The following is a 22,853-nucleotide window of genomic DNA, read 5'->3' on the forward strand; positions in this document are numbered from 1 at the left end:
GGGGGTGACCATAGATTTTTTACGCCTGGAGTAACCATGTCCGATTTACCCGTAGTCGTCACACAAGCAGGGGCTCAGCCTACGCCGCCGCAAGAGCTTTACGACAAGCTGATCACTAGTGTGGCCGCTAAGGTACCAGGCTACACCGCGAATCTGCCACCGGCGCTGATCACCGATCTGGCCAGTACCTCGACCGGTGCCATAGCCCTGATCGATCACGCGCTGGTGGATACCATCAACTCGGTGACGCCATACGGGGCCAATATCCCTCTACTGCAGCAACTGGGCAGCATCTACGGCGTACAGCGTGGCATAGGCACTAATACCTCTGTGCTGGTGGTCTTCATGGGCTCGCCAGGGTTCGTGGTTCCGCGTGGGCTGATCGTCAGTGACGGAAACCACCAATACGCGGTGCAGAACAACGCGATCCTTCCGGCTAGCGGGCAGAGTGCCTCGGTTTACTGCCTGGCCACGGCATCCGGCTCCTGGGCTGTTCCCGCCGGTACCGTAACGCAAATCATCACCTCGATACCGGCCAAGATTACGCTGGCCGTAACAAACACGGTTGAAGGCTTGCCAGGACTCGAAGAACAGACGATCGGTGATTACCGTACCCAAGTGATGCAGGCGGGCATGTTCGCCGTACAGGGGACTCCTGACGAGCTGAAATCAGCACTGGCCAATGTTGATGGCGTACACGCTAATCTGATTGCGTTCCGCCAGGTAGCGCTGGGTAAGTGGGCCATTGTCGTTGGCGGCGGCGATCCGTACGAAGTGGCCAGGGCAATCTATCAATCGGTTCCTGACATCTCGATGCTGACGGGCGATGTAGTGAGCGGCAGCGGCTATATCCCGCATAGCGAAACAATCACGCTTAACGATTTCCCTGACTTCTATGTCATCCCCTACATCGTGCCGTCGTCACAGGCCGCCACGGTGATGCTTACGTGGGATACGCTGGCGGGTTCAACGTTCACCGATCCGGCCAGTGTGTCAGTGCTGGCGGTGCCTGTGATTGTCGATTACATCAACAGCGTCTATGTGGGGCAGCCGATAAACATCTACCAGTTGCAAACCCTGTTTCAAAAGGCAGTAAGTTCGATACTCAGCGTTGAACAGATTTCCCTGATAAAGATCCGGGTTGCTATCGATGGCGCCATCGTCGAACCAGACCCGAATACCGGCTTGGTTTCTGGCGACTATTACAAGTATTTCACGACTGACGCCTCACACGTAACGGTGCAAAAATACGATGGAACAAATTGAAACCAAAGTAATTCCAGCTTACCCGTTTATTCAATATAACGATGATGAGGATGTTTGCGCGTTCTTCGATGCAACCAACGAGCTGAGCCAAGAATACCTCACGGCGTTTAATAACCTGGCGCTACCGTGCTGGACGTCGCCCTACATAACCGGCTACCTGTTGGACTGGATAGCGCACGGGATCTACGGAGAGGTTAGACCGACGCTGCAAATCGTCAAAGAGCAAACGCAGAAGGGCGACTATAACTCGGTTGAGTATAACTCGATCCCTTACGCCACGCTTTCGAGCTACATCGCTGGCCAATACAGCTATCTATCCGACGACCTGTTCAAGCGGGTGCTGACGTGGAACTTTTACAAGGGCGACGGGTTCCATTTTTCCGTGCCGTGGTTCAAGCGGCGAATAGCGAGGTTTATTCAAGGCCCGGACGGCATTGATCCGCCGGTTCAGCAAACATTCGATATCAGCATCATCCCGAAGAACGGTACCTTCTACGTTCGCATACCCGATTACGATGATGGCGTCGCCCAGGCGTTAAAGGCATGCATAGAGCAGAAGTTTGTGAAACTGCCATTCATGTATAACTACGATGTTGTGGTTTACAAAATTGTGCCGGTTACAGGCGTTAGATTGTCAGATACCACTATTGATTTATTGCCTGGTGAAACTCGAATTCTCGATGTCACTATTTTGCCAAAAGACGCGACGAACAAAAACTTTACCGCCGCTTCGGCAGACACCTCTATAGCCACGGTCACCATACCGGAAGAATAAATCATCAAGGCAAGAATAAATAATCCTTTACTGGAGGGTTTACCATGGCTGACGGCCAAATAGTTATTACTGGCGGTAAGAAATTTGGAACTACAAACGTTACTGTAACAACCGAAGATGGCGGCCATACTGCCACCGTAGTAACCAATGTAATTAGCGCAACTAAGTTTATTATGCGCATTGATAGCGCCACTCGGCCAATATTTTACGCCAGAATGGATGAGGTTTTTACTGTTGATTATGGCGATGGTGTAGATAGTAAAGATTATAGTTTCGTTCAAGACGAGTATAGTCCCGAAAAAAAATGGGGTTGGGTTATATCAACACGCGCATTATCAGTGGGTGCTGATTACACTATCACTGTAAAGCGTAGCGATACTATTCGATTCTGTAGCAATACCACACTAACTAGCGGAATGGTATTTAACACGTTGAGAGAAGTCATTATCGTGGCCAGTGGTCGGACTGATATGACATATTTCGCCATGAATTGCACCGGCCTCTACTTGCTTCATGATGGCGTGTTCGATTATCTTCCAAATGCGGCCGATTTCAGGTCTTCATTTAATGGTTGCACAAGTTTATTGACGCTTCCGAAAGGTTTGTTTGATAAATGTATTTCCGCTGATTCTTTCTTCCAGACATTTAGGCAATGCACAGCCCTTACTCTTTTACCTAGCGGCCTGTTTGATAAATGCGTCAACGCCACGTCATTTAGAGAAACATTTAACGTTTGTAGCGGCCTAATTAGTTTACCGCCTAGATTGTTCGCTAACCTGACTAAAGTGATGGATTTCCAGTTGACGTTCGGTCAATGTTCGTCTCTGACGGCCTTGCCGGATGGTTTGTTTATTGGGTGTACATCCAATCTTTCTTTCTATAACACATTTAGTAACTGCGGGAAGATAGCAACAATCGCGCCTAACGTATTCAAAGGGAATTATTCGGTAACGTCATTTTATAATACATTTGCCGGGGCGGTATTGCTAGCAGCTATCCCAGCAGGATTATTTGATGACTGCATCCAGGCACTTAGTTTTGAAGGCACATTCCTTAGATGCGATACCTTTACTAGCATTCCAGAGGGGCTTTTTAAAAATATCGCTGGTGGATATTTTAGAAACACGTTTTATCAATGCAAATCACTGCAATCTGTGCCGGATGGATTGTTCGAAGGGTTGTCTAGTGCCAACAGCTTTTATCAAACCTTCTTCAACTGTGTGGCTTTAAAAACAGTCGGAAACAGAGTATTTAAAGGCTGCTCTTTTAATACGGATTTTAGTTATATATTCACCAATTGCACGGCGCTAACAAGTGTTGGTCTGGATATATTTTCCGGTTGCGTTAGCGCAACGTCATTCTTAAATACGTTTTCAGGCTGTAGCGCACTTAAAAATATGCCATTGTTTACCGACTGCAACAAGGTGACGTCTTTTGCATCCTGCTTCCAGTCTTGTCGGTCGTTGGCAGCCATTACGCCATATGCATTTGATGGCAAGGCGCTATGTAGCACGTTCCAGTATACATTTTACGGTTGCTCATCCTTAACCACCATTCCGCAAGGCGTTTTTAGAGGCTGTATCGCGGCGACGTCCTTCTCATACGCATTCCAGAATTGCACGGGCTTGACTTCAATTTCAGGAGATATGTTCGAAGGTTGTACTAAAACAAATGATGTTCAATATATGTTTGATAGCTGCACATCATTGCCGTCATTGCCGACAACGCTATTAAATTGGTTTACTGCATTGCAATCAAATACAGGTCGCATGTTTGGCGCCTGTACGGCACTGATTGGGATACCTGCTGGATTTTTCGATAAGTGCGTGAACTTAACAGTGTTGACGTCTTCGTTCATGTCTTGCAAAAAGCTGACCACGTTGCCGTCAGCGATGTTTAAATATAACGTAAAGCTGACAACTGTCAGTGGTATGTTTACAGACTGTGATATTAGAGCTATTCCGGTGGACACGTTCGCCACTTGCCCGCTAATGATATATTTTGATTCATTCGTGAATGGATGCGTTAATTTATCTGAAATTCCAGAGGATTTGTTTGTTAATAATCCAAACGCCATTTCATTTAGTAACACATTTTTCCAAGCAAACATATCAGCCATCCCTGCTGGTTTGTTCAGGAATAACACCAAGGCAACTAATTTTAGCAATACATTCTATTATTGTTTCAACTTGAAAACGGTAGGGGCTGGTCTACTTAACAATACTGCCGTGCAGATAATTAGCGGAATGTTCAACTCTTGCAGGCTTTTGGAGGGTAATTTAAACCAGATATTCAGCTTGACCAATTATCCATCAATAACAAGTGCAAGCACGGCGTTTTATAATTGCAATTTAATGAAAGGTAAAGGGCTTGATTTTATTTCCGCAGTTCCAAACGTAACGGCAGCAGGAAATAAAACTAATGCATTTTATCAAAACACAAGTTTAACCGATTACAATCGAATCCCTGCAGCTTGGGGCGGAGGCGGTGCATAGTGAAAACTTTTTATAAAATAAAATCACTAATAGGTTATCAGCAGACCGATAGTGTGTTCCGTGACTACTTAATGCAATTAAATGAAGCCGATGTCATTCAGATTAATGATGGCGACATCGTTGGAAATAAGGTTAGTGATGATTTTTATACCAGACTGGCAGCCGTGTTTGGTATCCAGTTGGATGATGAATTGAATCCTGTCCAGATAGAGGGTGAGCAATGATCCTTGGCTTCGGTAATAACATCCGGTCAGCGCTGGCCGCCGACATCAACTCAACACAGACGGTCATCACCGTTATGCCAGGCACCGGCGCATTGTTTGCGAAAACCCTGGAGGCTGATCCCGCGCTGGTAAACCCCTCATACAGCAATGCGCTTTACTCAAAGCTCACGCTTACGGATGAATTGGAAACCGTATTCGAGGTTTGCCACCTGGTCAGCGTAAGCGGGGACAACCTCACGGTAATTCGCGGCCAGGAGGATACGAAGAAAAAAGGGTGGTCGCTGAATGATGTTGTCTCAAACTTCCCTACGCGGGGATCGGAAAACAACTTCGTCCAGATTGAGGATCTGCAGGCGGGCAAATACCTGTCAGCGAAAGCGGGCGGAACGGCAAACGCGCTTACCGTGTCGATCCCGTCTACGTTTTACGTGGCCGGGGGCAATACCTTTGCACTGCGTGCGCCTTTGCTGATTACGCCAACGCTGGCCAATACCGATGCCGCAACCGTACAACTGACGGTATCCGGGCGGGTGGTGGGAACATACCCGATATTGAAAGGGGTTAACAGCCCCCTCGAGGCCGGGGATATCACTGTCAGCGTTCCGGTGATGCTCGCGTTCTCCCCGGAGCTGTCGTGTTTCTTCGTGACCAATCCAGGCAAGGGGCTTTCCGACGCATCCAAGTTTCTTGAGAAGTCGAAGAACCTATCCGACATTCCAGATAAGGCCGAGGCCAGAAAGAATCTTGGCATCCCAGACTGCCCGCACGAAGTTGGGGACGTTATTTTCAAAGGGAACAACACTGATCCCAATGTCCGGTACCCAGGTACGACGTGGGTTGATCTCAATGCAACCTATGGCTCACGCTCCATCATGATCGGCGGCGCGCCACTCACCACTGGGGGAAGCGATACCGCAACGCTAAGCGAGGCAAACCTTGCGCCACACATACACGCATTTGCGGGTAGCACCGGGGCTGCTGGGGCGCAAACTCTCGGGTTGCGTGCATACCGTTCAAATACTGCTTTAGATAGCGGCACTTCTAACCGGTTAAGCGTTGACTATACGGCGGCTTTTAATACCAGTGATGACCTGATCACGCCAGTACAAAACCATACCCACCCGGTATCCGGCACAATCGGATCTGCGGGTAGCGGCCAGGCGTTCTCTGTTGTCAGCAAATTCGTGCAGCTTCGGGCATGGATGAGAACTGCGTAACGATGCGGCCGGGAGTGATCCCGGCCAACTTTCTTTCCTTCCTGATCAGCGCTCTACAATTCACCCGCCAAATGTATCTTCACGCGCATAATTCACCGTGTTTATACTGTATGTATGAACAGTGTTTTTTGGTGTGAAGGGGATTGTATGGGCAGCAAAGACTATGGTGGGTATGACATCTTGTATCGTGGGGAAACTCGGGACTACATCCCACCCGGCAGACTGATATTCATCCAGCGGCCAAAAGCATGCGGTGGTGGTTTTTGGCTGGGTAGAGCATACGATAACGCCTTCATCTTCGAGATTGAAAGGCCGGTTTCGTTGGGGGAGGGGATCGATTACATCATACTTATCAAGCGCATCGCGCCACATGTTGATGACTTCGATGTTGACGATTTTACACTCACTTAGGCGTGGCTGTATCAGCAGATTGGGAGTTTAGTTACTGTGTACCAAATTGCGTACACATTCAATGTTATTTTAAATAAAATCATTTAAAAACAACATTGAATGTGCGGTGTAGCATAGTCGTGGATGTAGAATGTGGCCAGTGCCTTGCTGCTCAAAATCGCATCTCTTGTTGGCGTAGGGAATTGCCCTATTGTAACGGCGTGATAACCGATGCCAAGTATTGCTTGATACTAAACGCGAAATTGCGTGGTGCTACGCAGTGCGATAGAAGTTCAGCCGTTGCTGAAAGTAGCCGCGCAGATGCGTGGGGACGTGCACTTCGGCGCTTTCCCATTCAGAGGCGTAGCCGTAGCGTTCGCTATAAATAATGCGTAGTGCCAGCAAATCGGTTTGGATTTTTTCACGTTCTTGCTGGGGTAGGCCATCCAGTGGTTGCGACATGTCTTTCTCCCTATTCGATAGCGCATAATAAAAGGCTGAAGAGAATTTGTCGCTACCTCATTCAGGGCAGAGTGGTCAGAGCGCCTGTGCCAGCGCGGGGTTGTGCTTTGCCTGATGGGGATTCATCGCTTGTTCTTGCTGGCCTTGCTCGTGCTTATGAGCCGTGTTGTAGCTAAAGATAGCGCTTATCAGGGTTAACCAGAAAAGGGCGCAAACGGTGAGTACTGCCAGCCAGACTTTTTGGTTGTAACTCATAATAGCTCCTGAAGAAAGGCGTTAGGATTAATCTCGTTAATTAAATCAGAGTTAACATCAATGTTATTTAAACAAAGGAGATAAAGGTGCGATAAAGTGTTACCAATCTCTGGTGAATGTTTCAGTGAATTCCTTAAGATAATATTAAGAAAATTAATTCAGCATTCAGTGAGTTTCTATTTAATCTTGGTTTATAAATATGGGAATACACTCCATCTCATTCAATGCCAATGTGGGTGTCCAAGATGAAAACGCTACTGTTGACTGGCGCTACCGGTTTTCTCGGTGGTGCGGTGCTAGAAAAATTACTGACAGAAAATCAAGATATTAATTATCTATTGTTGGTGCGTGCGGAAACTGAGTTGCAGGGTTTAAACCGTATTCTCACTAATATGGAGAAGTTCAGTCTGGATGAAAATATTCTGGAAAGATTGACGGTAGACAATATTTTACTGGGTGATCTAAGTGAGCCGGAGTATTTCCTGTCCGATGCGCGGATTAATATGGTGACGCATGTCGTTAACTGTGCCGCGGTAGCGTCATTTGGTAATAACCCGCTTATTTGGAAGGTTAACGTTGAAGGCACTCTGGCGTTTGCGCAGCGAATGGCGCAGGTGGTTGGATTAAAACGATTCCTGCATGTGGGCACGGCAATGTCCTGTGCACCACAAGTCGGTTCGCTGGTGGCAGAAAGCGCCGAGTTTGAGGCAACCGCCGAGCATTTAGTGGAATACACCCGCTCCAAATCAACCATTGAACAACTGATGCGGCAAACCTGCCCGCAGCTGCCGCTGGTGATTGCCCGGCCCTCGATCGTGGTAGGGCATACGCAACTGGGGTGCAAACCGTCCAGCAGCATTTTCTGGGTATTCAGCATGGCGTTGATGCTGCGTAAGTTTATGTGTTCTTTGCAGGACAGTATTGATGTGATCCCGGTGGACTATTGTGCCGATGCGCTAGTGATGCTGCTCAACCGCGAGAGCCTGGATAACGATGTTTATCATATCTCGGCGGGGGAGGAGAGCAGCGTCAGCTTTGCAGACATCGATCATGCTATCGCCGCTGCGCTGGAGGAGCCACCGGTAGGCGATCATTATGCCCAGGTCAGCTACGAAGCCTTGTTGCAAATGCGCCGGCAGCTAAAAGATATTTTCGGACCGTGTAATGAACGCCTGATGCTGAAAGCCATGCGCCTTTACGGTTCCTTTGCCATGCTGAACGTGCGTTTTAGCAACGAGAAGATCCTCAAGCTGGGCATGCCAAAACCGCCACGCTTTACCGACTATATTGGCCGTTGTGTGCAATCGACCCGTGGGCTGTCGATACCGCAGCAGATGGAGGTGGATTTCAAATAACGGGCAGGGCATTGCTATTACGGGGCGCTGCATGGTATGCCGCGCCCGATCTCAGGATCTTACCAGGAGGAGGATGACCAGAATACGCGCCCCAGCACCACCAGTTGGTCTTTGCGCTGTGGGTAGCTGAGCTGTTCATCCTGATACTCTTCCCGATTCAGAGAACGGATGACCACGCCACCGTCGGGCTGCTCGATCAGGATCTTGACCCGGAGCAGATTGCCGTGGCGGATCGCATAGGTTTTGCCTTCGCGGATGCGGGTATCCACGGTATTAATGCCCACAACATCGCCATCCTGTAACCGGGGTTCCATGCTGGAGCCGGAGATGCGGATAATGCGTGCCGCGTTCACCGGTACCCCCATCTTGTGCAGATAGTAGCGGCGGAAGATGAGCGAAAACTCTTCGCTATCGACAATTTCGTAACAGCCGTCACCGGCGGAGAAATCGATATCCAGCAAGGGGATCTCCACAAACTCTTCCTTGTCCTGCTCGGTATCTTCCCAGACCACGGGTTTGAGCCGTGCCGGTTGGAAGTCAGAGTCGGCTGCCACGTTGGCAAACGGCTGTGCCAGTGATTTCTCCTGGAACACATCGAACCAGCCTTTGGGCAAGCCCAGTTTGGCCTCTATGCGTCTGGCGAGGTTATCGCCCAGATTACGCGAAGATTTTTCACCGGTGATCTGGCTGAGCGTTGGCGCAGAGGAACCCACCAGCATGGCGAACTCATTCTGGTTGGTGCCTTGGCGGGCATAGCGCGCCATTAGATCGCGCAGATTGTTGCGCCTGATTTCTTTGGTTTCCATCCGCCGATGGTCTCACTCTTTAGCAAAAAGGTAAATCCTCTGCCGCTAAAATCTTTAGCGTCAATTTAAACCTGCCTGCAACCAGCAGACATCTTTCTACCGCTTATGTTGTACGCCAGCCGGTCTTTGCCACTAAAATAAAGGTTTTACAGCTGGGTCGGTGGGCACAAGCGTGCGTCTAGGCAAAAAAATCTCTTCATTTGAACAACTGATCTACCGCAATTACCGTATTGTCCACGGGATCCGGATCGGCTTGGCCTTTATCCTGACCTTCCTGCTGATCCGCCTGCTGGCAGTGCCGGAAGGCACCTGGCCGTTAATCACGCTGGTGGTGGTGATGGGGCCGATCTCTTTTTGGGGCAACGTGCTGCAACGGGCGCTGGAACGCATTGCCGGGACGGTGTTTGGTGCCGCCTCTGGCCTGATTGCGCTTTACCTGGAGCTGTATTCACTGCCGGTAATGCTGGCCTGGTGCGGAGTGGTGATGTTTGTCTGCGGTTATCTGACGCTCGGCAAGCGGCCCTACATGGCGTTGTTGATCGGCATTACGCTGGCAGTAGTCTGTGGTGCCGGACCGGGCGATATGTCTACCGCACTCTGGCGCAGCGGTGACGTCATTTTTGGTTCGTTGCTGGCGCTGTTGTTTACCAGCATCTATCCGCAGCGGGCCTATGTACTGTGGCGGATGCAAATGGCGGATTGCTTGCAGACGGTGGGGAAGGTTTACGGCGCCTATCTTTCGCCTAATATGGTGGAACGGCCACGGCTGGAACCCCGGCTTAAAAGCTTATTGGCCGATGTGGTTAAGTTACGCGGGTTGATTGCTCCCGCCAGCAAAGAGACACATATCGCCAAACCGGTCTTTGAGGCGATACAGACCCTGAGCCGCAATCTGGTGTGTACGCTGGAACTGCTGGCCGATGCCTACTGGGCTTCGCGTGAAACGCATTTTATTATGCTCAATGCCAAAACCCTGCGCAGTTCGCAGCTGCTGACGCAGCGCGCCATCGAATCGTTGGCCAATATCATGCGAGATGGTGAACCTCTGCATGCACAGGCCGTTGCCGAAGAGGTAGGCGATATCTCCGAAGAATTGAAGGCTCTAATGCAGGAGGCCAGCGCCGCACAACCCAGCGAAGCACCGATCTATGGTTATGTCTGGCTGAGTATGGAACTGGCGCAGCAGTTGGAAGAACTGGGCGATCTGCTCAAGGTCTGTACGGCTAGCGGGCACGAATAGTGGCTCAGATCATGAAGCAGGCGCATCGGGATAGGGTCAAGGCGCTAAAGTGGGTAAGATAAGGCAATGACAGTTGTGTCTGACGGCCACAACCCTGTATCTTGGTAGCATTGTGGCCGTAAGCAAATGAATCTGTGTATTACTAAAGCAAGGGTATAAAGATGGATAATGCAACTAAGCCGAGTTTCCAGGACGTGCTGGAGTTTGTGCGTATGTTCCGCCGTAAAAACAAGTTACAGCGTGAAATTGTCGACAACGAAAAGAAAATTCGTGACAACCAGAAGCGTGTGCTGCTGCTCGACAACCTGAGCGAGTACATCAAGCCGGGTATGAGCATTGAAGATATTCAGGGCATCATCGCCAACATGCGCGGTGACTATGAAGATCGCGTTGATGATTACATCATCAAAAATGCCGATCTGTCGAAAGAACGTCGCGAGCTGTCCAAAAAGCTGAAAGCGATGGGCGAAGTGAAGTAATTCGCGTCAAGCAGGGCTGGGGATTTCCCGGCCCTGCCTCTTTTCAGGGGCTCAGCGCCGCGAACCGTCGGCAACAATAACGATATTTTATCGTGCTATAGCAAATCTGCTTAAAGCCGCTACGCTAGTGTTATAAATAGAATTTGCCCTTGGGATTGCAAGCTTTGGCTTGCAAGACGACGGGTATCAGATTTCTTTGCCAGCAGAGGCTGTCACCATGGCAGAACAGCAACTCAGCACATTACTCAATCTGGACGAGACGCTTCATCCTCCCCGTATCTTGGCATCTGGGGATTGGGTGCTGGCACATTATCGCCTGTTGGAACCCGCCGTGGGGCAACTGCAAACTCGCCTGCCTGCCGATGTGGTATTTGATCTCAGCCAATTGGGCAGCCTGGATACGGCGGGAGCCACCTTGCTGGTCAATCTGCTCGGTGATCAACGGGTGTCAGAACTGCAACAGTTAGCTCCTACGCTTCCAGTGGAGCGCCGCGTACTGCTGGAAACCGTTGGCCGTGCCCTGCAAGGATATGCGCCCCCACCGGCAGAGAAACCGCCCGGTCTGGCGACTGAACTGTTGGGTAACATCGGCAAATCGGTAGAAGATTTCTGGCATCATATGGTTGCCCTGTTGGGGTTCATCGGCCTGACGTTGCAAACCCTGTTTGCCAATCTGCTTCGCCCTACGCGCTGGCGGATCACCTCGCTGGTGGCCAACCTCCAGCAAATCGGCCTGAATGCGGTGCCGATCATCATGCTGTTGACCTTCCTGGTGGGGGCCGTCATCGCTTTCCTGGGCTCAACCGTCCTGTCTACCTTCGGTGCCAGTATTTTTACCGTGCAACTGGTGGTGTTTTCCTTCCTGCGTGAGTTCGCGGTACTGCTGACGGCTATCCTGATGGCGGGCCGTACCGCCAGCGCCTTTACCGCCGAAATCGGCCTGATGAAAGCCAATGAGGAAATCGACGCCATTCAGGCGATGGGGCTGAACCCGGTCGAACTGTTGGTGCTGCCACGCGTGCTGGCGCTGCTGCTGGCACTGCCGATGCTGACCTTTATCGGCATGATCAGCGGCATCTTTGGCGGAATGGTTGTCTGCGCCCTGACGCTGGATATCTCACCGACCATGTTTTTAACCATCACCCAGAGCAGCGGCGGTTTTCAGAATTTCCTGGTGGGGATGAGCAAGGCGCCGGTGTTTGCGTTTCTCATTGCCATTATCGGCTGCCTGGAAGGATTTAAAGTGACCGGTAGCGCCGAGTCGGTGGGGGCCCATACCACCGCCAGCGTCGTACATTCAATCTTTGTGGTGATCCTGCTGGATGCGGTTGCTGCACTGTTCTTCATGGAGATGGGCGTGTGAGCCAGGCGACCCCGGAAGCCATTATTCGCATCCGTCAATTGCGCAACTGCTTTGGCACCCAATGCGTGCATGAAAATCTCGATCTGGACGTACGCCGTGGAGAGATCTTGGGCGTGGTCGGTGGTTCGGGCACCGGTAAATCCGTGCTGTTGCGCAGTATCGTGGGTCTGCGCCGCCCAACCGCTGGCCAGATCCACGTCTTTGGTGAAGACCTGATGGCGCTCTCCGGTACGCGTCGCTCGGTGTTGGAAAGGCGTTTTGGCGTGCTGTTTCAGAGCGGTGCCCTGTTCAGTTCGCTGACGGTGATGGAAAACGTGGCTTTACCGCTGATAGAATACGCAGGCTTGCCACGCCGCGATGCAGAGCAGTTGGCACAGGTGAAACTGGCGCTGGCCGGTCTACCCGCCAGCGCTGGCAATAAATATCCGGCATCGCTTTCTGGCGGTATGGTTAAACGTGCCGCGCTGGCCAGATCGCTGGCGTTGGATCCGGAGATTGTATTCCTGGATGAGCCGACGGCCGGGCTGGATCCGATTGGTGCCGCCGCCTTTGACAGCCTGATCCGCACGCTGCGGGATGCCTTGGGGCTAACGGTGTTTCTGGTCACCCACGATCTCGATACGCTGTATACGATCTGTGACCGGGTAGCGGTACTTTCGCAGAAGAAGGTGCTGGTGGTGGATACGCTGGAGGCGGTGGCCGCCACCGACGATGCCTGGATCCAAGAGTATTTCCACGGCCCGCGTGGGCGGGCGGCACAGCAGGCCGTAACGAATATCCCAGAGAGGCAATAACAAATGGAAACCCGTGCGCATCATGTTCTGATTGGTTTATTTACTCTCATTATTTTCACCGCCGTGCTGTTGTTCAGCCTGTGGCTCACCAAGTCTGGCACCGATCGCCAGTTCAAACAGTATGACATTGTGTTCAATGAGGCCGTTAGCGGCCTCTCACAGGGCAGCACGGTCAATTACAGCGGGATCCGCGTGGGCGAAGTGACTCTGCTGCGGTTGGATCCCAACGTGCCGACCAAGGTCTGGGCGCGCATTCGGGTCACGGCCTCTGCACCCATTCGTGAAGATACCCAGGCCCGTCTGGCGATTGCTGGCATTACCGGTACGTCCAATATTCAACTCAGCGGTGGCAGCGAAAGCAGCCCGATGCTGACGGGCGTGGATGGTGAAATCCCGGTGATTATCGCCACGCCATCGCCGCTGACGCAGTTGCTCTCCAACGGCGAAGATGTGATGAGCAATGTCAACGAAGTGCTGGTGCGCCTGAATCAACTGATGACGCCGGATAATCAGCAGCGCCTGGTCAATACGCTGGATAATCTGGAGAAAATTACCGACACCGTGGCCGGGCAGCGCGAAGATATCCGCACCATCCTGCAACAGTTGGCGCTGGTGACCAAGCAAAGCAATGACACGCTGGTGCAGACCAATCGTCTGGTACGCAATGCCAATGTCTTGCTGGATGGGCAGGGCAAGCAACTGGTCACCAATGCCGCCAACACCATGGCATCGCTTGAGAAAACCAGTGCGCTACTCAATAAGCTGATCGGTGAGAATCAACAGTCATTGAACAGCGGCATCCAGGGGTTCAACGATCTTGGCCCGGCGGTGGATGAACTGCGCAGAACCTTATTGACCTTACGCGGCGCCATGAGCCGCCTGGAAGAGAATCCGTCCGCCTTGCTCAGGGGCCGCGAACGTACCAAGGAGTTTACCCCTAAATGATTAAGTTAAAACTTCGCCAGACGTTACGGCTATGGGTGCTGGTCGCCGCGCTACCGCTGGCCGCTTGCACTATCTTGCCGCAAAGCCCGATACAACAGGTGTATCTGCTGCCTGCTCAGCCAACGGCCATGTCTGGGGGACAGACGTTAGATCGGTCATTACGTATCGTTCAACCTAATTCCAACCAGTTCTTGAACGGTACACGTATTGCCGTGCAGCCACAGGGCTCGGAGATCACTGCATTTAGTGGTTCACGCTGGAGCGATCCGGCACCGTTATTGCTGCGTAATCGCCTGATCCAGGAGTTTCGCACCAATGGCCACTTCCGTTCGGTGAGCAGCGACGATGACAATCTGCAGGCCGATCTTGAGTTAGGCGGCGATTTGCCGTCATTCCAAGGTGTGTATCACGGAGACCAAGGTGAAGTGGTGATCCGCTTTGATGCGCGCTTGGTACGCACCTCTGACCGCCGAGTCATTGCCAGCCGCAGCTTTGTGATCCGTGAGCCAATTCATGGTAAATCGATGGATAACGTCGTGCAGGCCTTTGGCCTGGCCAGCGATAAGCTGGCGGCGCAGACGTTGGCATGGGCTCATCAGCAGGCGGCTAATTAGGACTCATCGGCCATGGCCTTTAACCACTGAATAAAGGCATTGATTTTGGGCCATTGCCGCTCCGAGAGCGTGGAAATGTAGTAGCGCTGGGCGCATTGCATTTCCATGCCGGGGAAGGGAACAATCAGTTCGTTATTCTCCAGGCGCTTGCTGACCAACTTCTTGCGCCCCATGGCAACCCCCACGTGGTTCATGGCCGCGATCACCGCCAGATCTGAGCGATCAAATCCCATACCGCGCTGGCCCTCGGCAAACTCCAGTTCAAAGTGCTTGGCCCAGGTATTCCATTCCCCGATATCCGAGTCGTAACTCCACGCCTGACGATCGTGCAATAGCGTGCAGCGCCGCAGGTTAGCGGGGTTGCCAAGCAACTCATGGCATTTGGCGTATTCTGGGCTGCACACGGGCACGATCGACTCATCCATCAAATGCTCACAGGTGAGTTTCTCCGGCGTTTTGTCATCAAAATAGATCGCCAGATCGATGCCCGCGCCGTGGAAATTCACCATTTCGTTGCCGGTGAGAATATTCAGGCTGATGGCCGGATATTGGCGATCAAAATCCGCCAGCTTGGGCACCAGCCAGCATTGCGCAATCGACGGGCGTGAATAGATGGTCAGGGTGCCAGACAACTCCTGGCTTTTAATCTCCAATATTTCCTGATTGAGATAGCTGAGTGACGATTTCAACACCCAAAACAGCCGCTCGCCTTCTGGCGTCAGCTCGATCCGGCGATGAAAGCGTTGGAACAGCTTAAAACCCAACTCGGCTTCCAGGTTGTTGATCCGATGGCTGACGGCGCTGGGGGTGATTGCCAAATCTTCGGCAGCCAGTACGAAAGAGCCTTGCCGCGCGGCAATCTCAAAGGTATGGAGCTTGGCCAACTGATAGCCATTCAGGTGCCTGTTGCGAGCGAGTTGGTGCTTTTCATCGTACATGGTTATCGCCTGTGATCAGTAGGGGCGCCGCATGCTGCCCCCGTTTTATAGCATCAATGAATATCACGAAATCGCGGCTTAAAGATGAATCAATCTGAGTCAAAAGGCTAAATAGTGCCAAATGTTGACGGAAATCACCTGATTGATTGAATCTGGTTCATGTGAAAGGGCATTTTGATCGTTTGTCAGCGCAGGGGCGTTAGTTTCCAATAGAGGTGAAATTCATCCTGGAAGGACGCTGAACATGGACTCGCAGATCTGGGTAGTCGCTACGTTATTAAGCAGCATTTTTATCATTATTCTCACGATCGTAAAATTCAAGATCCACCCGTTCCTGGCGCTGCTGCTGGCCAGTTTTTATGTGGGTGCCCTGATGGGCATGAACCCGCTGGAAATGGTCAATGCCATTGAAGGCGGCATCGGTGGAACCTTGGGTTTCCTGGCGGCGGTGATTGGTTTGGGCACCATCCTGGGCAACATGATGGAAGTGTCCGGCGCGGCCGAACGCATCGGCATCACCTTGCAAAAGTGCCGTTGGCTGTCAGCTGACGTGATTATAGTGCTGGTGGGGCTGGTCTGCGGCATTACGCTGTTTGTTGAAGTGGGCGTGGTGTTGCTGATCCCGCTGGCTTTCTCGATTGCCAAAAAAACCAATACCTCATTGCTGAAACTGGCCATTCCGCTGTGTACCGCGCTGATGGCCGTGCACTGTGTCGTTCCTCCTCATCCGGCGGCGCTGTTTGTGACCAACAAACTGGGTGCCGATGTGGGCTCGGTGATTGTTTATGGTCTGATTGTCGGGCTGGCCGCTTCGCTGATCGGCGGGCCGCTGTTCCTCAAGCTGGTGGGCAAACGTCTGCCGTTCAAACCGGTGCCAGCCGAATTCTCCTCCGTACAGGTGCGTAACGAACAGGACTTGCCTTCGCTGGGCGCGACGCTGTTTACCGTGCTGTTACCGATCATCCTGATGCTGGTTAAAACCGCTGCCGAACTTTACATGGCAAAAGACAGCGCGTTGTATACCTTCCTTGAGTTTATCGGCAATCCGATCACTGCGATGTTTATTGCCGCCTTCGTTGCCTACTACGTGCTGGGTCTACGCCGCAATATGAGTATGGGGGCGTTGCTGACCAGAACGGAAAACGGCTTCTCTTCCATCGCCAACATCTTGCTGATTATCGGCGCTGGTGGTGCATTCAACGGCATTTTAAAAGCCAGCGGGCTGGCAGATACGTTGGCGGTGATCCTGTCGAATATGGATATGCACCCGATTTTGCTGGCCTGGCTGGTGGCTATCTGCCTGCATGCGGCAGTGGGATCGGCCACCGTTGCCATGATGGGGGCGACGGCAATTGTTGCCCCGGTGCTGCCGCATTATCCCGGTGTCAGCCCTGAAATCATCGCGCTGGCCATCGGCTCGGGTGCCATTGGTTGCACCATCGTGACCGACTCCTTGTTCTGGCTGGTAAAACAGTACTGCGGGGCGACGCTCAGCGAGATGTTTAAGTATTATACCTCGGCCACCTTTATCGCTTCGCTGATTGCGCTGGGGACCACGTTCCTGCTTTCTTATGTGATCTGACCAAAAAGAGATTAAATATGAATACGTTAGAAATTGAAAATCTGGTAGTGAAATCTCCTTTGGTGCAACGACTGATCGATTTGGAGGCGGTGACCTGGTTTAACCCTAATACGACCACGTTAGCGGAAGGCTTACCTTACGTGGGTTTGACGCAGAGCGATGTCAGCGATGCCGAAGCACGTTTGCAACGCTTTGCGCCGTATCTGTGCCTGGCGTTCCCCGAAACGCAGCAAACCAACGGCATTATCGAGTCTGAGGTGGTGGCGATCCCGGCAATGCAGGGCGCACTGGAGCAGCGCTATGAGCAGGCTATCGCGGGCAAAATGTGGTTGAAAAAAGACAGCCATTTGCCGATTTCCGGCTCCATCAAGGCCCGTGGCGGCATCTATGAAGTGCTGACTCATGCGGAAAAACTGGCCATTGAGGCCGGTATGCTGTCGGTGGACGATGATTATAGCATCCTGTTTAGTGACAAGTTCCGCCAGTTCTTCAGCCAGTACAGCATTGCGGTAGGTTCAACCGGTAACCTGGGGATGTCGATTGGCATCATGAGCGCCAAGCTAGGGTTCAGCGTGAGCGTGCATATGTCTGCCGATGCCCGCGCCTGGAAAAAACGCAAGCTGCGTGAGCATGGCGTTAACGTGGTGGAGTACGCACAGGATTATGGCGTGGCGGTGGAGCAAGGGCGCAAGCAGGCGGAATCCGACCCGCGCTGCTTCTTTATCGATGATGAGAACTCGCAAACCCTGTTCCTGGGCTATGCGGTGGCCGGTGGCCGCCTGAAACGCCAGTTTGCACAGATGAATATCCGCGTCGATCAAGAGCATCCGTTATTTGTCTATTTACCTTGTGGCGTGGGGGGGGGGCCTGGCGGCGTGGCGTTTGGTCTGAAACTGGCTTTTGGTGATCACGTTCACTGCATTTTTGCCGAACCGACACACTCACCTTGCATGTTGCTGGGGATCCATACTGGACTGCATGACAATATCGCGGTGCAGGATTTGGGGATTGATAACGTCACGGCGGCGGACGGTTTGGCCGTTGGCAGGGCTTCCGGGTTTGTCGGACGCGCGATGGAACGCTTGCTGGATGGTTTTTACACCCTGAGCGATCAGGAAATGTACGATCTGCTTGGTTTGCTGGCCGCTGTTGAGAACATTCAGTTGGAGCCTTCTGCGCTGGCTGGCATGGCAGGACCGGCTCGAGTCTGCGCCGATCAACACTATCTGGACAGCCAGCAGATTGATGTCCAACGGATCGGTAATGCGACGCATTTGGTTTGGGCAACCGGTGGTGGCATGGTACCCGAAGAAGAAATGGCCAAGTACCTCGCTGCGGCTAAACGCTAACACTGCATAGTACGCCCCTCACCCTAACCCTCTCCCAAAAGGAGAGGGGACCGAACGTGCCACAAATGATCATCTGCGCCTGCCCACGACACCTAACTGCCTCCCTCTCCCTGTGGGAGAGGGTTGGGGTGAGGGGGCGATATCTAAACAAGAGTAACAAATCGTTGCCATAGTTTGACCTCGATCAGGGTATCGGCTTGATGCACTCGTCATAATGAGAATTACTCCCATTATAAGAATGCATATCATGACCATGCGTATTATTGGACGGATCCTGTTTCTCTGCGCCGGATGGTTTCTTCTCAGCTCTGCTGCTCTGGCGGCCACAGACTACCAACAGCTGAGCGACGACATTCAGTCGCGCCTGGACAAAACCTCGCAGTTCTACCAGCAACAACAGATTGCTGAAGCCCGTAGCGAAGTGCAGATGGCCTATTTTGAGGTGTTCGAAAACCTTGAAGGTCCGGTCCGCATTAACATCTCCGCGCAAAAAAGTTATCAGATGGAAGCCGCCTTTGGCGAAATCCGCAAGATGATCGGCGACGGCAAGCCGCAGGCCGAAATTGACGCCAAAATCGCCTGGCTGAAAAACGAATTAAACGGCGTATTGCCGGTGTTGAGTGGTGGGCACAAGCTCACGGCGGAACAGCAGCACGGCGCCTACGACAACGAACAAATCGCCCCTTATTGGCAGCAGAGCTTTAAAACCATCGATGACCTGCTGGCCGAAGCCGTTGGTCTTTATCAAAGCAAGAGCTACGCCGAAGCCAGTAAAAAGGTGCAACAGGCGCAGTATGACGGCTTTAAAAACTCCGAAATGGAAACCTCGCTGCGGCAGAATCGCTCCTCACAGCAGGCCGGTGATATTAACCGCCAGTTTTCCGAGTTGATCAAACTGAGCGGTGAGCCGGAGCAGATGAACGAGGTCGGCTACCGTGTTACCGCCTTGCTGCAAGATCTTGAAGATTTGCTGCCTGGGTTGCCAACCACCCGTGAAGATCAGGTAGTAGTTGCCCCGTCTCAGGGGGATGATGCCACGGCGGATGCCGACTGGCAGAAAGTGACTAACGAGATTGATAAAGCGGTGAATGCCGCCATTGCACAATACGCCAGCGGTGATGCCAAAGGCGCCATGATGGCGATCCAGGATGCCTACTTCGACCTGTTTGAAGCCAGCGGCATGGAGAACAAGATCGGTTCCCGCGACTCGGCGTTTAAAACCCGCATCGAAGGCTACTTCACGCGCATGGTCAGCCAGATTAAGGCCGGGCAGCCGCTTGATACGGTGAAAGAGCAGTCGCAGTCCCTGCAAACCGATTTGGCGACGGCGGTAGAGATGTTGGGCACCGGCGGCCAGACCAACTGGAGCCTGCTGATTTACAGCCTGTTAATCATTGTGCGCGAAGGGTTGGAAGCCTTGCTGATCGTTGCGGCTATTGTGGCGTATCTGGTGAAGAACAATCATCACGACAAACTGCCGCTCATCCGTCAGTCGGTGTATGTGGCGTTACTGGCCAGCGTAGTGACCGCGGTGATCTTCCAGTGGCTGTTCTCTAACTCCGGTGCCAGCCGTGAACTGCTGGAAGGGTTCACCATGCTGATCGCGGTGGTGATGCTGTTCTCCATGAGCTACTGGCTGCTGTCAAAAGTGGAAGCCAGGCAGTGGAAGGCCTATCTGGAAGGCAAGCTTTCTCACTCATTAAGCAGCGGCTCGATGATTGGGCTGTGGCTGACCAGCTTCCTGGCGGTTTACCGTGAAGGGGCAGAGACCGTCCTGTTCTACTTTGCTCTGATGGGGGATTCCAGCTCGATGGAAGGGCATCTGTCCATCCTGGGCGGATTCCTGATCGGCTGTGTGATCTTGCTGATCGCCTACCTGATCATGCGCTTTAGCGTCGTCAGGTTACCTCTCAAACCGTTCTTTATGTTTACCGGCAGTTTTATGTACCTGATGGCCTTTGTGTTTGCGGGCAAGGGCGTACTGGAGCTGATCGAAGGCAAACTGTTCGAACCTACCTTGCTGTCAGGCGTGCCGGAAATTTCCTGGCTGGGTATTTACCCCTATGTCGAAACGCTGATACCGCAAGCGATCCTGCTGATTGCCGCCGTGTTTGCACTGTGGGTTATGAAGCGGGGAACCGTGGCAACCAGCCAGGCATAAACCTTTTTAATCGTGGATAGATTATTACTCTGAGGATGATAACAACATGGCTATGAACAAAACATTAATCAGTGGCGCACTGATCGCCGGGATCTTCACCGCACCAGCGGCGTTTGCCTTCAAAGAGTACCCTGCTGGTGAGCCGGTAAAAATGAACGAACTGGAAATCGCCGCCGTTTATTTACAACCGATCGATATGGATCCGCGTGGGATGGGCCTGCCAGCGGCGAAAGCCGACATCCATCTGGAAGCGGATATCCATTCGGTTGAGGGCAACAAAAACGGCTTTGGTGCTGGCGAATGGATGCCTTACCTGACGATTGCCTACACCCTGACCAACACCGATACCGGTGAGAAGCAGGAAGGTACCTTTATGCCAATGGTTGCCAGCGATGGCCCGCACTACGGTGCCAACATCAAGATGATGGGCGTGGGCAACTATAAGGTGACCTATCATATCGATCCGCCATCCAAAGCCGGCCTGCATCGCCATACCGACAGCGACACTGGCGTTGGCCGCTGGTGGAAACCTTTCGATGTCAGCTTCGACTTTAAATATGTCGGTCTGAACTGATTTAGCGGTAAAGGTATCACCACTACCAGGCCGGGCAAACCTCCAAGTTTCCCCGGCCGTTGGCGTTTAAATACCCACGCCACGCGACGTTCTCCGTTGGTTACCATGATTGGACAAGCTCATCATTAACGGATAACGGTGAAGAAAAAAATTGCCGCTCAGGCAGAGCTTGTCAGTGAGCGGGGTGCACGGTAATCATGAGCTATTTTCTCGTTTCGGTACTGCAATCTTTCCTGCCCGTAGCCCTCCTGCTGGGGCTAAGCTGGACGGTACGCAAAACTCCCCTGGTACGCCCGATGGTGCTGCTGAGCCTGATCGGCTTTTTTGCCGGCACCTTTACTGCGGCTCACCTGCCTGATTCACAGCAATGGGGGTTGTGGTTTACCGGCCTGCAAATCGCTCTGATCCTGTTGTTCCTGCTCAACCCGTTCAGTGCCGGTTCGCGCTCGGGATATGTCTGGCAATTTATCCTGGTGCTGGTGGCCTCGCTACGTTGGGGCAAAACCCCGAATCTTGGGGCTATTACCGCTACCGACGTCGTTAACACCGAGCTGTTGCTCAATATCAGTGCGGTGATCGCAGGCATCATTGTCGTGGCGTTTGCCGGGGCGCTGTTGGCGGCCTGTGTGCGTCAGGTGCGCATGCTGCGCTGGCCGCTACTGCTGTTGTTGGCGTTGCTGCTGCTGGCACCGCTCTCTGGCGAACTGATGCTGGCATTGATGAAGCTTCAGGTGCTGGAACTGACCAAAGCGTTGTTGAGCTATGTGGCCAAGGTCACCAATGCCAACGGTTTGATTAACTACCTCTGCGGCGGATTGCTGCTGCTGACGGCCCTGATTTATCTGCTGAAAATCGTCGTACCACGTCGCCGGGCCCAAGCGGAGCAGCGGCCCATCGAACACCGTAAGGCCGTCGCCCACTATCAAAACTCCCGACGAGTGTTGGTGATGACCTTGCTGCTGGCGGTAATCGCTGCGGGTTGCCAACTTTACTGGGACAAGATTGCTTCCCAGCCCCCACGTTTATCCGAAGCTTTGCCGGTAACGTTAAATGCCGATGGGCTGGTGCATATTCCGATCGAACAGGTCAAAGATGGCAAACTGCACCGTTTCGTCTGGGTGGCTGACGACGGTAAGGCCGTGCGTTTCTTTGTGATCAACCGCTACCCGGACAAGCTGCGCCTGGGCGTGGTGTTTGATGCCTGCCTGCTGTGTGGCGATCAGGGCTACGTGATGGAAGGCAATCAGGTGATTTGCGTAGCCTGCGACGTACGCATCTTTATTCCGTCGATCGGCAAGCCGGGCGGCTGTAACCCGGTGCCGATCGAAGAGTGGGAAATGACCGACACGGAGTTGGTGATCGGCAAGAAATCGCTGGAATCCGGCCTTAACTATTTCAGCACCATTATTACGCTGGAAGTCACCGACCCGGTTGATGGCAGCAAGCTGACCAACACCAAGGCCGAGCACCGTTACAACTACGCGGGTAAAACCTACTTCTTCTCTAGCGCGGCCAACTATGAAGCCTTCCGCGACACGCCAGAGAAGTTCATCAAGGAAGGGGAATAAC

General features: G+C 52.5%; 22 protein-coding genes. 18 read left to right on the top strand and 4 right to left on the bottom strand.

Annotated elements, in window-relative coordinates; translation table 11 throughout:
• The first annotated feature begins 36 nt into the window (after positions 1-36).
• From U869_RS0125085 to U869_RS0125110, 6 genes are all read left to right on the top strand, one after another.
• A complete protein-coding gene (locus tag U869_RS0125085; protein WP_025120543.1) occupies positions 37-1,266 on the top strand; it encodes a baseplate J/gp47 family protein in 1,230 nt (409 codons plus the stop codon).
• Positions 1,253-2,041 (top strand): Ig-like domain-containing protein, encoded by a 789-nt coding sequence (locus U869_RS0125090; protein ID WP_071998289.1) that lies wholly within the window; start codon positions 1,253-1,255, stop codon positions 2,039-2,041. The genes U869_RS0125085 and U869_RS0125090 overlap by 14 nt, the downstream gene beginning before the upstream one ends.
• 44 nt (positions 2,042-2,085) lie before the next feature.
• A complete protein-coding gene (locus tag U869_RS29680) occupies positions 2,086-4,536 on the top strand; it encodes a hypothetical protein (protein ID WP_051588655.1) in 2,451 nt (816 codons plus the stop codon).
• Entirely contained in the window at positions 4,536-4,760 is a 225-nt protein-coding gene (locus tag U869_RS0125100) for a hypothetical protein (protein ID WP_025120544.1), read from the top strand. Before U869_RS29680 ends, U869_RS0125100 begins: the two co-directional genes overlap by 1 nt.
• Positions 4,757-5,977 (top strand): hypothetical protein, encoded by a 1,221-nt coding sequence (locus tag U869_RS30200; RefSeq protein WP_025120545.1) that lies wholly within the window; start codon positions 4,757-4,759, stop codon positions 5,975-5,977. Before U869_RS0125100 ends, U869_RS30200 begins: the two co-directional genes overlap by 4 nt.
• Positions 5,978-6,124: 147 nt before the next feature.
• Complete coding sequence (locus U869_RS0125110) at positions 6,125-6,388, top strand: hypothetical protein (RefSeq protein WP_025120546.1); 264 nt, start codon at positions 6,125-6,127, stop codon at positions 6,386-6,388.
• A 252-nt stretch (positions 6,389-6,640) separates the two neighbouring features.
• Here U869_RS0125110 and U869_RS0125115 read toward each other — a convergent pair whose 3' ends face one another.
• Together U869_RS0125115 and U869_RS29685 are read right to left on the bottom strand one after the other, a co-directional pair.
• Positions 6,641-6,829, bottom strand: a complete 189-nt coding sequence (locus U869_RS0125115; protein ID WP_025120547.1) for a DNA polymerase III subunit theta — start codon at positions 6,827-6,829, stop codon at positions 6,641-6,643.
• Between the two features lie 75 nt (positions 6,830-6,904).
• Positions 6,905-7,084, bottom strand: coding sequence for a hypothetical protein (locus U869_RS29685; RefSeq protein ID WP_025120548.1), 180 nt, complete (start codon positions 7,082-7,084; stop codon positions 6,905-6,907).
• Between the two features lie 245 nt (positions 7,085-7,329).
• On the opposite strand from U869_RS29685, the gene U869_RS0125125 reads away from it, so the two are divergent.
• On the top strand, positions 7,330-8,439 hold the full coding sequence (locus U869_RS0125125; protein ID WP_025120549.1) for an SDR family oxidoreductase: 1,110 nt from the start codon (positions 7,330-7,332) through the stop codon (positions 8,437-8,439).
• A 59-nt stretch (positions 8,440-8,498) separates the two neighbouring features.
• On the opposite strand, the gene U869_RS0125130 is transcribed toward U869_RS0125125, so the two are convergent.
• Positions 8,499-9,245, bottom strand: a complete 747-nt coding sequence (locus U869_RS0125130; protein WP_025120550.1) for a helix-turn-helix transcriptional regulator — start codon at positions 9,243-9,245, stop codon at positions 8,499-8,501.
• 172 nt (positions 9,246-9,417) lie between these two features.
• On the opposite strand from U869_RS0125130, the gene U869_RS0125135 reads away from it, so the two are divergent.
• The 6 genes from U869_RS0125135 (at position 9,418) to U869_RS0125160 (ending at position 14,680) form a co-directional block, all read left to right on the top strand.
• Entirely contained in the window at positions 9,418-10,485 is a 1,068-nt protein-coding gene (locus tag U869_RS0125135; protein WP_025120551.1) for an FUSC family protein, read from the top strand.
• A gap of 161 nt (positions 10,486-10,646) precedes the next feature.
• Positions 10,647-10,964 (top strand): PTS system regulator TmaR, encoded by a 318-nt coding sequence (gene tmaR, locus U869_RS0125140; protein WP_025120552.1) that lies wholly within the window; start codon positions 10,647-10,649, stop codon positions 10,962-10,964.
• A 217-nt stretch (positions 10,965-11,181) separates the two neighbouring features.
• Positions 11,182-12,327: an ABC transporter permease gene (locus U869_RS0125145; protein WP_025120553.1), complete on the top strand. Its 1,146-nt coding sequence runs from the start codon at positions 11,182-11,184 to the stop codon at positions 12,325-12,327.
• On the top strand, positions 12,324-13,121 hold the full coding sequence (locus tag U869_RS0125150; RefSeq protein ID WP_025120554.1) for an ABC transporter ATP-binding protein: 798 nt from the start codon (positions 12,324-12,326) through the stop codon (positions 13,119-13,121). The genes U869_RS0125145 and U869_RS0125150 overlap by 4 nt, the downstream gene beginning before the upstream one ends.
• A 3-nt stretch (positions 13,122-13,124) precedes the next feature.
• A complete protein-coding gene (locus tag U869_RS0125155; protein WP_025120555.1) occupies positions 13,125-14,066 on the top strand; it encodes an MlaD family protein in 942 nt (313 codons plus the stop codon).
• Positions 14,063-14,680 carry an ABC-type transport auxiliary lipoprotein family protein gene (locus U869_RS0125160; RefSeq protein WP_025120556.1) on the top strand — a complete coding sequence of 206 codons (618 nt, stop codon included), beginning with the start codon at positions 14,063-14,065 and terminating at the stop codon, positions 14,678-14,680. Before U869_RS0125155 ends, U869_RS0125160 begins: the two co-directional genes overlap by 4 nt.
• Here the strand turns inward: U869_RS0125160 and dsdC are convergent.
• Entirely contained in the window at positions 14,677-15,618 is a 942-nt protein-coding gene (gene dsdC / locus U869_RS0125165) for a DNA-binding transcriptional regulator DsdC (RefSeq protein WP_025120557.1), read from the bottom strand. The two genes, U869_RS0125160 and dsdC, sit on opposite strands and share 4 nt — an antisense overlap.
• A gap of 244 nt (positions 15,619-15,862) precedes the next feature.
• Here dsdC and dsdX point away from each other — a divergent pair, with 244 nt between their 5' ends.
• From dsdX to U869_RS0125190, 5 genes are all read left to right on the top strand, one after another.
• Positions 15,863-17,200: a D-serine transporter DsdX gene (gene dsdX / locus U869_RS0125170; protein ID WP_025120558.1), complete on the top strand. Its 1,338-nt coding sequence runs from the start codon at positions 15,863-15,865 to the stop codon at positions 17,198-17,200.
• Positions 17,201-17,217: 17 nt separating this feature from the next.
• Entirely contained in the window at positions 17,218-18,549 is a 1,332-nt protein-coding gene (locus U869_RS0125175; protein WP_025120559.1) for a D-serine ammonia-lyase, read from the top strand.
• A 253-nt stretch (positions 18,550-18,802) separates the two neighbouring features.
• Entirely contained in the window at positions 18,803-20,710 is a 1,908-nt protein-coding gene (locus tag U869_RS0125180; protein ID WP_025120560.1) for an FTR1 family protein, read from the top strand.
• Between the two features lie 46 nt (positions 20,711-20,756).
• Positions 20,757-21,284 carry an iron transporter gene (locus tag U869_RS0125185; protein ID WP_025120561.1) on the top strand — a complete coding sequence of 176 codons (528 nt, stop codon included), beginning with the start codon at positions 20,757-20,759 and terminating at the stop codon, positions 21,282-21,284.
• Positions 21,285-21,481: 197 nt separating this feature from the next.
• Positions 21,482-22,852: a Fe-S-containing protein gene (locus U869_RS0125190; RefSeq protein ID WP_025120562.1), complete on the top strand. Its 1,371-nt coding sequence runs from the start codon at positions 21,482-21,484 to the stop codon at positions 22,850-22,852.
• The last annotated feature ends 1 nt before the right edge of the window (position 22,853 follow it).

It is taken from the genome of Serratia sp. H1w (assembly GCF_000633355.1).
Lineage (GTDB): Bacteria > Pseudomonadota > Gammaproteobacteria > Enterobacterales > Enterobacteriaceae > Chania.

Bases quoted from the DNA above. Each gene is read 5' to 3' on its own strand.
- U869_RS0125085 (WP_025120543.1), top strand. From the start codon at position 37: ATGTCCGATTTACCCGTAGTCGTCACACAAGCAGGGGCTCAGCCTACG.
- U869_RS0125090 (WP_071998289.1), top strand. From the start codon at position 1,253: ATGGAACAAATTGAAACCAAAGTAATTCCAGCTTACCCGTTTATTCAA.
- U869_RS29680 (WP_051588655.1), top strand. From the start codon at position 2,086: ATGGCTGACGGCCAAATAGTTATTACTGGCGGTAAGAAATTTGGAACT.
- U869_RS30200 (WP_025120545.1), top strand. From the start codon at position 4,757: ATGATCCTTGGCTTCGGTAATAACATCCGGTCAGCGCTGGCCGCCGAC.
- U869_RS0125110 (WP_025120546.1), top strand. From the start codon at position 6,125: ATGGGCAGCAAAGACTATGGTGGGTATGACATCTTGTATCGTGGGGAA.
- U869_RS0125115 (WP_025120547.1), bottom strand. From the start codon at position 6,829: ATGTCGCAACCACTGGATGGCCTACCCCAGCAAGAACGTGAAAAAATC.
- U869_RS29685 (WP_025120548.1), bottom strand. From the start codon at position 7,084: ATGAGTTACAACCAAAAAGTCTGGCTGGCAGTACTCACCGTTTGCGCC.
- U869_RS0125125 (WP_025120549.1), top strand. From the start codon at position 7,330: ATGAAAACGCTACTGTTGACTGGCGCTACCGGTTTTCTCGGTGGTGCG.
- U869_RS0125130 (WP_025120550.1), bottom strand. From the start codon at position 9,245: ATGGAAACCAAAGAAATCAGGCGCAACAATCTGCGCGATCTAATGGCG.
- tmaR (WP_025120552.1), top strand. From the start codon at position 10,647: ATGGATAATGCAACTAAGCCGAGTTTCCAGGACGTGCTGGAGTTTGTG.
- U869_RS0125145 (WP_025120553.1), top strand. From the start codon at position 11,182: ATGGCAGAACAGCAACTCAGCACATTACTCAATCTGGACGAGACGCTT.
- U869_RS0125155 (WP_025120555.1), top strand. From the start codon at position 13,125: ATGGAAACCCGTGCGCATCATGTTCTGATTGGTTTATTTACTCTCATT.
- U869_RS0125160 (WP_025120556.1), top strand. From the start codon at position 14,063: ATGATTAAGTTAAAACTTCGCCAGACGTTACGGCTATGGGTGCTGGTC.
- dsdC (WP_025120557.1), bottom strand. From the start codon at position 15,618: ATGTACGATGAAAAGCACCAACTCGCTCGCAACAGGCACCTGAATGGC.
- dsdX (WP_025120558.1), top strand. From the start codon at position 15,863: ATGGACTCGCAGATCTGGGTAGTCGCTACGTTATTAAGCAGCATTTTT.
- U869_RS0125175 (WP_025120559.1), top strand. From the start codon at position 17,218: ATGAATACGTTAGAAATTGAAAATCTGGTAGTGAAATCTCCTTTGGTG.
- U869_RS0125180 (WP_025120560.1), top strand. From the start codon at position 18,803: ATGCGTATTATTGGACGGATCCTGTTTCTCTGCGCCGGATGGTTTCTT.
- U869_RS0125185 (WP_025120561.1), top strand. From the start codon at position 20,757: ATGGCTATGAACAAAACATTAATCAGTGGCGCACTGATCGCCGGGATC.
- U869_RS0125190 (WP_025120562.1), top strand. From the start codon at position 21,482: ATGAGCTATTTTCTCGTTTCGGTACTGCAATCTTTCCTGCCCGTAGCC.